We start from the raw sequence: 9,857 nt of genomic DNA, 5'->3' as shown, positions 1-9,857 counted from the left end.
CTGCGGATCGCCCGGGCCGCCTGCCGGGGGGTGGCGGCGCGTCCCAGCGGATCGTGCGTTCGGCGGTGCGGGGGCGCGTGGGGAGGGCGGCTCGTCGCCGGCGAGACGGGCGCGGAAGGCTCGGTGCTCGGGCCGAGACGGGCGCGGACCGGCTCTCGAATAGACTGGCCCCTGCCATCAGCGGCGCCCTCGGGGGCCGCACGCAACGAGATTTCCGAGGGAGCACCGTGTCCGGGCATTCCAAGTGGGCCACGACCAAGCACCAGAAGGCGATCAAGGACTCGCGCCGCGCGAAGTCCTTCGCCAAGCTGATCAAGAACATCGAGGTGGCCGCCAAGATCGGCGGCGCCGACCTCTCCGGCAACCCGACGCTCGTCGACGCCGTGCAGAAGGCGAAGAAGACCTCGGTGCCGAACGACAACATCGACCGCGCGATCAAGCGCGGCGCCGGCCTCACCGGCGAGGTCATCGACTACACGACGATCATGTACGAGGCCTACGGCCCCAACGGCATCGCCCTGCTCGTCGAGTGCCTCACCGACAACAAGAACCGCGCCGCGGCGGACGTCCGCACCGCGATGACCCGCAACGGCGGCACCATGGCCGACCCGGGCAGCGTCGCCTACAACTTCGCACGCAAGGGCGTCATCTCCGTGCCCCACGGAGAGAGCGTCACCGAGGACGACGTGCTCGGCGCGGTCCTCGACTTCGGCGTCGACGACGTGCTCGACCACGGCGAGAGCTTCGAGGTCCGCGTCGAGCCGAGCGAGCTCGTCCCGGCCCGCTCGGCCCTGCAGGAGGCGGGCATCGACTACGACTCCGCCGACATCGAGTTCGTCGCCTCCCTCCAGGTCGAGGCCGACGCCGAGACGGCCCGCAAGGTCTTCCGCCTGATCGACGCGCTCGAGGACTCGGACGACGTGCAGAACGTCTACACCAACCTCGACATCACGGCCGAGGTGCGCGCCGAGCTCGAGAACGAGGAGTGACGCGGTGAGCCCGGCCCGATCCCGGAGGGCGGCCTGATGCGCGTCCTCGGGATCGACCCCGGGCTCACCCGCTGCGGCGTCGGCATCGTCGACGTCTCGCGCGACCGCCGCGCGACCCTCGTGCACGTGACGGTCCTCCGGACACCGCCCGACGACGCGCTGGAGCGCCGCCTGCTGGCCCTGGGCGACGGGCTCGAGGCGCTGCTCGACGAGCACCGCCCCGACGCCGTCGCGATCGAGCGGGTCTTCGCTCAGAACAACGTCAGCACCGTGATGGGCATCGCGCAGATCAGCGGCGTCGCCCTCGTCGCGGCGGCCCGTCGCGGGCTCCCGGTCGGGATGCACACGCCGAGCGAGGTGAAGGCCGCCGTCACCGGCTACGGAGCCGCGGACAAGCGCCAGGTCACCGCGATGATCCAGCGCGTCCTCCGGCTCGACGCCCCGCCGCGGCCGGCCGACGCGGCCGACGCTCTCGCCCTGGCCGTCTGCCACGCCTGGCGGGCCCCTCTCGCGCCCTCCTCCGGGTCGGCGGGAGCCGGTGCCGACGGAGCGGCGGGCGGCACAGCAGCGCAGCGGGCGTGGCGCGCTGCCGAGGCCGCGAGTCGAACGCCTGTTCGAGGATCTAGACTGACGCGGTGATCTCCTCCCTCCGCGGCACCGTCCTCTCCGCCCGCGGGAGTCTCGCCGTCCTCGACGTCCACGGCGTCGGCTACGCGGTGAACGTGACCCCGCAGCACGCGCTCGAGATGCGCGTCGGCGACGAGACCACGGTCAGCACCGTGCTCGTCGTCCGCGAGGACTCGCTCACCCTCTACGGCTTCCCCGACGAGGAGCAGCTCGAGATCTTCGAGCTGCTGATCGGCGTGACCGGCGTCGGCCCGAAGTCCGCCCTCGGCGTGCTCGGCGCGGTCGAGCCGGACCGGATCGCGCAGGCGGTCGCCGACGAGGACGACGGGGTGTTCCGGAAGGTCAGCGGCATCGGCCCGAAGACGGCCAAGCTGATCATCCTGTCGCTCGCCGGCAAGGTGACCGTCCGTCCGCGCGCCGCCCGCGGCTCCGGTCCCGCCGCCACCGCCGCGCAGAACGTGCTCGCGGCGCTCGTCGGCCTGGGCTGGCCCGAGCGCACCGCGGCCGACGTGGTCGACGAGATCCTGCTCGACGCGCAGGCCTCCGACGCCGCGAACGTGCAGGCGCTGCTCCGGCTCGCCCTCGCCCGTCTCGGTCCGGCGGCCCGCTCGTGAGCGACGAGGTGCTGGGCGCCGAGGTCGCGTCGGAGGCCGAGGTCGCCTTCGAGGGCGCCCTGCGGCCCAGGAACCTCAGCGAGTTCGTCGGCCAGCGCAAGGTGCGCGGCCAGCTCGAGCTGCTGCTCAAGGCCGCGGCCATGCAGGGCCGGACCCCGGACCACATCCTGCTCGCGGGCCCGCCCGGGCTCGGCAAGACGACCCTCGCGATGATCGTGGCGGAGGAGAGCTCCTCGCCCCTGCGGCTCTCCAGCGGCCCCGCGATCCAGCACGCGGGCGACCTCGCCGCCGTCCTCTCCTCGCTGCTGCCCGGCGAGATCCTCTTCATCGACGAGATCCACCGCATGGCGCGCTCCGCGGAGGAGATGCTCTACCTCGCGATGGAGGACTTCCGGATCGACATCATGGTCGGCAAGGGGGCGGGAGCGACGTCCGTCCCGCTGGATCTCGCCCCGTTCACGCTCGTCGGCGCCACGACCCGCTCCGGCCTGCTGCCCAATCCGCTCCGCGACCGCTTCGGCTTCACCGCGCACCTCGAGTTCTACGCGGAGGACGAGCTGCGGCAGGTGCTCGCCCGCGCGGCACGGCTGCTCGAGCTCGACATCGACGCGGACGCGATCGCCGAGATCGCCGGCCGCTGCCGAGGCACCCCGCGCATCGCGAACCGCCTGCTCCGGCGGGTGCGGGACTTCGCCCTGGTCCACGGCGGACGGGCCGACGTGACCGCCGTCCGCGCGGCGCTGGAGCTCTACGACGTCGACGCACTCGGACTCGACCGGCTCGACCGCGCGGTGATGGAGATCGTGCTGACCCGCTTCGACGGCGGGCCGGTCGGCCTGAACACCCTCGCCGTGTCGGTGGGGGAGGAGGCGGAGACGGTCGAGGCCGTCGTCGAGCCGTTCCTCGTGCGGATCGGATTGCTGACGCGGACGCCGCGGGGCCGCGTGGCGACCCCCGCCGCCTACCGCCACTTCGGCATCGACCCCCGGGGGACGGCGGCTCAGCCGCCCCTGTTCCCCGATGATCTATGATTCTCTAGGCCCGACGGGCCGCTCGATCCGCTCCGCCTCGACCTGAGGCCGCGCGGCGGATCGCCCATCCACTCCGGAAGGCCCACCCATGGATCCGACGATCATCCTGCTCGTCCTGCTGCTCGCCGTGATGATCATCTTCATGTTCCGCAACAACAAGAAGCGCCAGCGCGACGCGGAGAGCATGAAGAACAACCTCCAGCCGGGGGTGGAGCTGATGACCGGCTCCGGCCTCTTCGGCACCGTCGTGTCGATCGACGACGAGGCGAACAAGATCGTCATCGAGTCGACCCCCGGCACGCTGCTGACCATCCACCGTCAGGCGATCGCCCGGCTCATCGACCCGAGCGAGAACGCCGTCGTCGTCGAGACCGAGGACGAGGCCGACCCGCTGACCGCGACCGGCTCGCCCGAGTTCGGCGAGCGCGACTCCGCGCACCGCGACCCGCTGGTGGACCCGGTCGAGCGCGACCGCCGCCCCGACGCGCAGTAGTCTCCTGGGCGGGCCGGGCGCATCGGCGCCCGCCCGCCCTTCTCCACGCCCGGGCGACCCCGGGCCGATCACCGTCGACCGAAGAGAAAGCTGAGCCCTGGGTGGCCGCATCAACCCCCGTCCGGAAGGCCCGCCGCTCCCTGAGCTGGCTCGGTGTCCTGATCCTCGCTCTCGTCGGACTCAACACGGCGGCCGTCCTCTGGGGCGGCGGCTCCTGGACGCCGAAGCTCGCCCTCGACCTCGAGGGCGGCACGCAGATCGTCCTGCAGCCGCAGCTGAACGACGGCGACACCGTCTCGTCGGAGCAGCTGACCCAGGCCGTCTCGATCATCCGCCAGCGCATCGACGCGTCCGGCGTCTCCGAGGCCGAGATCACGACCCAGGGCTCGAGCAACATCGTCGTCTCGATCCCGGGCACGCCCGACGACGAGACGCTCCAGCGCATCGAGGCCTCGGCGAAGCTCGACTTCCGCCCGGTCCTCGTCGCGAGCCAGGCCACCAACAGCTCGGTCGGCGGCGACGCGACGTCCTCGCCCACGCCGACGCCCGTCGATCCGTCGCTCGCGACGGAGCCGACCGCCTCGCCGACGAACGCGAGCGACCTCGCCTACCTCACGCCGGCGCTCGAGGCCCAGTACACCTCGTTCGACTGCGCGTTCCTCAACGGCCAGGACCCTAACCTCGCCCCGGCCGACCAGCCGCTCATCACCTGCGACGACAGCGGGACGGTGAAGTACGTCCTCGGCCCGGTGGAGATCACCGGCGAGGACATCTCGGACGCCTCGAACGGCCTGATGACGACCTCCTCCGGTGCCAGCACCGGCACCTGGGCCGTCAACCTCTCGTTCGACGACCAGGGCACGCAGGCCTTCGGCGCCACGACCTCGCGCCTCGTGGCGCTGCAGGGTGCGCAGAACCAGTTCGCGATCGTCCTCGACGGCCGGGTCATCTCGGCCCCGTCGACGAACGCCGCCATCACGGACGGCAACGCGCAGATCTCGGGCTCCTTCACCCAGGAGTCGTCGAAGACGCTCGCCGACCAGCTCAAGTACGGCGCGCTGCCGATCGGCTTCCAGGTCCAGAGCTCGGACAGCATCTCGGCGACGCTCGGCTCCGCCCAGCTCGCCAGCGGCCTGCTCGCCGGCCTCATCGGCCTGATCCTCGTCATCGTCTACTCCATCGCGCAGTACCGCGTGCTCGGAGCCGTCACGATCGCCTCGCTGCTCGTCGCGGCGATCGTCACCTACCTCGTCGTCACGCTGCTGTCCTGGCGGGAGGGACTGCGCCTCTCACTCGCAGGAGTCGCGGGCCTCATCGTCGCGATCGGCATCACGGCCGACTCGTTCATCGTGTACTTCGAGCGCATCCGCGACGAACTGCGCGACGGACGCGGCCTCGAGTCCGCCGTCGAGTCCGGCTGGCGGCGCGCGCTGCGCACGATCTTCGCGTCCGACATGGTGAACCTGCTCGCCGCGGTGGTCCTCTTCCTCCTCGCCGTCGGCAGTGTCCGCGGCTTCGCGCTCACCCTCGGGATCACGACGATCATCGACCTGATCGTGGTGGCGCTGTTCACCCACCCGATCCTGCAGCTGATGGCCACGAGACCGTTCTTCGCCGAGGGGCACAAGGCGTCGGGCCTGGATCCCCGGGCGCTCGGGGCCGTCTACCGCGGCCGTGCCGCCTTCCGTCCGCAGGACCAGGTGGTCGCCGGCAAGCGCGCCTCCGCGTCCCGTGAGGCGGCCAAGCGCCAGACCATCGCCGAGCGGAAGGCCGCCGAAGCGGCCGGCCTGCGCGACTCCAACGACTCGAACGGGAAGGACGCGTGATGGCCAGCTTCTCGCAGTTCGGAAACGACCTCTACACCGGTGCGCGATCGATCGACTTCGTCGGCCGGCGCCGCACGTGGTACCTCGTCTCGCTCGCCCTGATCCTGATCACGCTGCTCGGGACGGTCGCCCGCGGCGGCTTCAACTTCGGCATCGAGTTCACCGGCGGCTCGCAGTTCACGGTGTCCTCGCCGTCGAGCCTCGAGCAGGCGACGGCGACGGACGCGGTGACCTCGGTCGCTCCGGAGACCGTGCCGCGCGTGTCCATCGTCGGCGACGACTCCATCCGCGTGCAGACCGGCCAGCTCTCGACCGACGAGTCGACCGCGGTGCGGAACGCCCTGTCGGAGGCCTACGACGTGCCCACCGACCAGGTCGCCTCCTCCTTCATCGGAGCGGCGTGGGGCAACGACGTGACCCAGCAGGCCCTGCGCGGCCTGGTGATCTTCGTGGTCCTCGCGGCCCTGGCCATGTGGGCGTACTTCCGCACCTGGAAGATGTCGCTCGCGGCGATCGTCGCGCTCCTGCACGACCTCGTGATCGTGGCGGGCGTCTACGGCATCACCGGCACCGAGGTGTCGCCGGCGGCGGTGATCGGACTGCTGACGATCCTCGGCTATTCGCTCTACGACACGGTCGTGGTCTTCGACAAGATCCGCGAGAACACCGTGGAGGCGCTCGGCAGCACGACCCGCACCTTCTCCGAGACGGTGAACCTGGCCGAGAACCAGACCCTCGTGCGCTCCATCAACACCTCCATCGTCGCCGCCCTCCCGGTGGCCGCGATCCTCGTGATCGGCGCGTTCGTCCTCGGCGCGGGCACTCTCCGCGACATCTCCCTCGCCCTGCTGATCGGCATCATCGTCGGCACGTACTCGACGATCTTCGTCGCGGCGCCGCTGTACGCCCAGCTGCGCAGCCGGGAGCCCGAGATCTCCAAGCACGACAAGCGCGTGGAGTCGGCCCGGGCGAAGGCGACCGCTCCGGCCGCGCCGGCCGTGCAGGGCTGAGCCGTGGCCGACTACGCACAGGTCACCGCGGGCGACGCCGTCGGACTCGTCGCGCGCGACGAGGTCTGGCTGCTCGACGTCCGGGAGCCGCACGAGTGGGCGGCGGGGCACGCTCCGGCCGCCCACCACATCCCGATGGGGGAGATCGGCGCCCGGCAGGACGAGCTCCCCGCCGACACGGCGATCCTGGTGGTCTGCCACTCCGGAGTCCGCTCCGCGATGGTGACGCAGGCCCTCGAGGGCGCCGGATACGAGGTCGCCAACGTCGACGCCGGCATGACCGCCTGGGCCGCGGCGGGCGGCGACGTGGTCGACGGCGAGGGGCGCCCCGGACGCATCGGCTGACGCCGGCGCCGTCCGCCCCGGGCGGAACGGTCATCGGCACCGTCCGCACGGGCGATAATGGGGCGATGGAGATCCTCGCGTGACGGAAACGACGACGACGTCCTCGACCGCTGCCCTGCGCAGACTGGTCCCGCGGATCTTCTCGCGCGCGCAGCCCTCCGGTGCTGTCGACACCCTCGTCCGCACCGTCCGGATGCACCATCCCAAGAGCGACATCGCGCTGATCGAGCGCGCGTACTCGGTCGCGGAGCGGGCGCACGCGAATCAGAAGCGCCGCAGCGGCGAGCCCTACATCACGCATCCGCTGGCCGTCGCGCAGATCCTCGCCGACCTCGGCATCGGCTCGAAGACGATCGCCGCCGCGCTGCTGCACGACACCGTCGAGGACACCGACTACCAGCTCGACGAGCTCCGCGCCGACTTCGGCGACGAGGTCGCGATGCTCGTCGACGGCGTCACCAAGCTCGACAAGGTCAAGTACGGCGACAGCGCGCAGGCCGAGACCGTGCGCAAGATGATCGTGGCGATGTCGAAGGACATCCGCGTCCTGATCATCAAGCTCGCCGACCGCCTCCACAACGCGCGGACCTGGGGCTTCGTCCCCGCCGAGTCCGCGGCCCGCAAGGCCACCGAGACCCTCGAGATCTACGCGCCGCTGGCGCACCGCCTCGGCATCCAGGCGATCAAGTGGGAGCTCGAGGACCTGTCCTTCGCGGTGCTCTACCCCAAGATCTACAACGAGATCGAGAGCCTGGTGAAGCGGCGGACGCCGCAGCGCGAGGAGTTCGTGCAGAACGTCATCGACCTGATCAGCGAGGACCTGCGGGCCGGGCGGATCCGCGGTCGCGTCGTCGGCCGGCCGAAGCAGTACTACTCGATCTACCAGAAGATGGTCGTCCGCGGTCGCGAGTTCGACGAGATCTACGACCTGGTCGGCATCCGCGTCCTCGTGAACTCGGTGCGCGACTGCTACGCCGTGCTCGGCTCGATCCACGCCCGCTGGACGCCGATGCCGGGCCGGTTCAAGGACTACATCGCCACTCCGAAGTTCAACCTCTACCAGTCGCTGCACACGACGGTCGTCGGGCCGAAGGGCCGCGCGGTCGAGATCCAGATCCGCACCAACGAGATGCACCAGCACGCGGAGTTCGGCATCGCGGCGCACTGGAAGTACAAGGAGCAGATGGCCACCGGCAAGGTGCCCACCTCCGGATCGAACGACACCGACCTCGCCTGGCTCGCGCACCTCTCGGACTGGCAGTCGGAGACCACCGACCCGAACGAGTTCCTCGACTCCCTCCGCTTCGAGATCGGCGCCAAGGAGGTCTACGTCTTCACCCCGAAGGGACGCGTGATCGGCCTGCCGACCGGCGCGACCCCCGTCGACTTCGCCTACGCGGTGCACACCGAGGTCGGGCACCGGACGATGGGCGCCAAGGTCAACGGGCGCCTGGTGCCGCTGGAGTCGGCTTTGACGACGGGCGACGTGGTCGAGGTCTTCACCTCGAAGAACCCCGACTCGGGACCGAGCCAGGACTGGCTCCACTTCGTGCAGAGCCCGCGGGCCCGCAACAAGATCCGGCAGTGGTTCACCAAGGAGCGGCGCGACGAGGCGATCGAGCAGGGCAAGGACTCCATCGCCCGGGCGATGCGGAAGCAGAACCTGCCGCTGCAGAAGCTGATGAGCCAGGACACCTTCACCGAGGTGGCCAGCCAGCTGCGCTACAACGACGTCGAGGCGCTCTACGCGGCCGTCGGCGAGGGCCACGTCTCGACCCAGTCGGTGCTCGAGAAGGTCGTCTCCTCCATCCAGGGCGATCCGGAGTCGGACGAGAACGAGGTCACCCTCCCGCGCTCGCCCCGGCCGCGGAGCCGGAGCAGCGAGTCGGGCGTCCTCGTGAAGGGCGCGCCGGACATCCTCGTGAAGCTCGCGAAGTGCTGCACTCCGGTTCCGGGCGATCAGATCGTCGGATTCGTGACGCGGGGAGCCGGCGTCTCCGTGCACCAGGCGAACTGCCACAACGTGCAGGAGCTGCTGAAGGAACCGGAGCGGATCGTCGACGTCGAGTGGGCGCCGTCCTCCAAGAGCATCTTCCTCGTGCAGATCCAGGTCGAGGCGCTGGACCGCTCGGGCCTGCTGAGCGACGTGACGCGCGTGCTCTCGGAGCACCACGTCAACATCCTCTCGGCGACGGTCTCGACCTCGAGCGACCGGCTGGCGATCAGCCGGTTCGTCTTCGAGATGGGCGACACCACCCACCTGGACCGCGTGCTGAACGCCGTGCGCCGGATCGACGCCGTCTACGACGTCTACCGGGTGAACGCGGGCTGATCCACGGGCGGCGCCTCGCCGAGCGCCGCCCGCAGCCGTCTTCCGACGATCCTCCGTCCGGCGACGGCGCTGCCCTCCTCCAGCCTCGCGAGGACGGCGTCGAGGCCGGTCCGGGTGCTCCGAGAGAGCGCCCGGAGGATCGCGCCCGCGTCCTCCGTCCGGGCGAGGTCGATCAGCGTGCGAGCAGGCGACGTGACCGGCGCGCCGCCGAGGAGGACGACGTCGTCCTCGTCGAGCAGGACCTCGTGGCAGCGCAGGCGGGGGTTCGACGGCGCCTGCCGGCGCTTCCGCCGGTCGATCGAGGCGCTGTGCACCGGCGGTGGGCCGTGCGTCGCTCCGTGCACCCACGCGGCGGAGAGACGATCGGCGACGGCGCCGCGGGGGAGCAGCGAGCGCAGGGAGGCGGCCCGCTCTGGCGCCCCCAGGGGCAGATCCGCGACGAGGAAGCCCTCGTCGAGCGCGACCAGCTCGCCGTCGAGGCGGGCGGCGCACAGCTCCGCGAGAGGAAGGTGCCCGGGGAGGAGCACGGAGGGGAGGCGCATCCGGCCATGCTGGCCGATGCGCCTCCCCTCCGGAGGGTTGCGAGCGGA

10 protein-coding genes are annotated in these 9,857 nt (G+C 71.1%); 9 read left to right on the top strand and 1 reads right to left on the bottom strand.

Features of this window, described 5'->3' with window-relative positions:
* Positions 1-227 precede the first annotated feature (227 nt).
* The 9 genes from C5C39_RS08790 (at position 228) to C5C39_RS08750 (ending at position 9,267) form a co-directional block, all read left to right on the top strand.
* Positions 228-989, top strand: a complete 762-nt coding sequence (locus C5C39_RS08790; protein ID WP_104224772.1) for a YebC/PmpR family DNA-binding transcriptional regulator — start codon at positions 228-230, stop codon at positions 987-989.
* Positions 990-1,025: 36 nt separating this feature from the next.
* Complete coding sequence (ruvC, locus tag C5C39_RS08785) at positions 1,026-1,628, top strand: crossover junction endodeoxyribonuclease RuvC (RefSeq protein WP_104353150.1); 603 nt, start codon at positions 1,026-1,028, stop codon at positions 1,626-1,628.
* Positions 1,625-2,230 (top strand): Holliday junction branch migration protein RuvA, encoded by a 606-nt coding sequence (gene ruvA, locus C5C39_RS08780; protein ID WP_104225337.1) that lies wholly within the window; start codon positions 1,625-1,627, stop codon positions 2,228-2,230. Before ruvC ends, ruvA begins: the two co-directional genes overlap by 4 nt.
* Positions 2,227-3,261, top strand: coding sequence for a Holliday junction branch migration DNA helicase RuvB (gene ruvB / locus C5C39_RS08775; RefSeq protein WP_104224769.1), 1,035 nt, complete (start codon positions 2,227-2,229; stop codon positions 3,259-3,261). Before ruvA ends, ruvB begins: the two co-directional genes overlap by 4 nt.
* An 88-nt stretch (positions 3,262-3,349) precedes the next feature.
* Entirely contained in the window at positions 3,350-3,754 is a 405-nt protein-coding gene (gene yajC / locus C5C39_RS08770; protein WP_104233318.1) for a preprotein translocase subunit YajC, read from the top strand.
* Positions 3,755-3,855: 101 nt separating this feature from the next.
* A complete protein-coding gene (secD, locus tag C5C39_RS08765) occupies positions 3,856-5,580 on the top strand; it encodes a protein translocase subunit SecD (protein ID WP_104255392.1) in 1,725 nt (574 codons plus the stop codon).
* Positions 5,580-6,590, top strand: coding sequence for a protein translocase subunit SecF (secF, locus tag C5C39_RS08760; RefSeq protein WP_104233316.1), 1,011 nt, complete (start codon positions 5,580-5,582; stop codon positions 6,588-6,590). Before secD ends, secF begins: the two co-directional genes overlap by 1 nt.
* Before the next feature lie 3 nt (positions 6,591-6,593).
* The gene (locus C5C39_RS08755; protein ID WP_104257329.1) at positions 6,594-6,935 is read left to right on the top strand and encodes a rhodanese-like domain-containing protein; all 342 of its coding nucleotides are present in this window, start codon (positions 6,594-6,596) and stop codon (positions 6,933-6,935) included.
* A gap of 79 nt (positions 6,936-7,014) precedes the next feature.
* Positions 7,015-9,267 (top strand): bifunctional (p)ppGpp synthetase/guanosine-3',5'-bis(diphosphate) 3'-pyrophosphohydrolase, encoded by a 2,253-nt coding sequence (locus C5C39_RS08750; protein ID WP_104225334.1) that lies wholly within the window; start codon positions 7,015-7,017, stop codon positions 9,265-9,267.
* Here the strand turns inward: C5C39_RS08750 and C5C39_RS08745 are convergent.
* Positions 9,246-9,809, bottom strand: a complete 564-nt coding sequence (locus C5C39_RS08745; RefSeq protein ID WP_104353149.1) for a type IV toxin-antitoxin system AbiEi family antitoxin — start codon at positions 9,807-9,809, stop codon at positions 9,246-9,248. The genes C5C39_RS08750 and C5C39_RS08745 overlap by 22 nt on opposite strands.
* Between the last annotated feature and the right edge of the window lie 48 nt (positions 9,810-9,857).

The sequence above is a fragment of the Rathayibacter sp. AY1F3 genome, from assembly GCF_002931975.1.
Classification (GTDB): domain Bacteria; phylum Actinomycetota; class Actinomycetes; order Actinomycetales; family Microbacteriaceae; genus Rathayibacter.
Note: the sequence above shows the minus strand (reverse complement) of the source record. Positions and strands in the feature narration are given on the sequence as shown.

What these genes read in the sequence shown, in the direction of transcription:
- ruvC (WP_104353150.1), top strand. Translation starts at nt 1,026, where the DNA reads ATGCGCGTCCTCGGGATCGACCCCGGGCTCACCCGCTGCGGCGTCGGC.
- yajC (WP_104233318.1), top strand. Translation starts at nt 3,350, where the DNA reads ATGGATCCGACGATCATCCTGCTCGTCCTGCTGCTCGCCGTGATGATC.
- secF (WP_104233316.1), top strand. Translation starts at nt 5,580, where the DNA reads ATGGCCAGCTTCTCGCAGTTCGGAAACGACCTCTACACCGGTGCGCGA.
- C5C39_RS08745 (WP_104353149.1), bottom strand. Translation starts at nt 9,809, where the DNA reads ATGCGCCTCCCCTCCGTGCTCCTCCCCGGGCACCTTCCTCTCGCGGAG.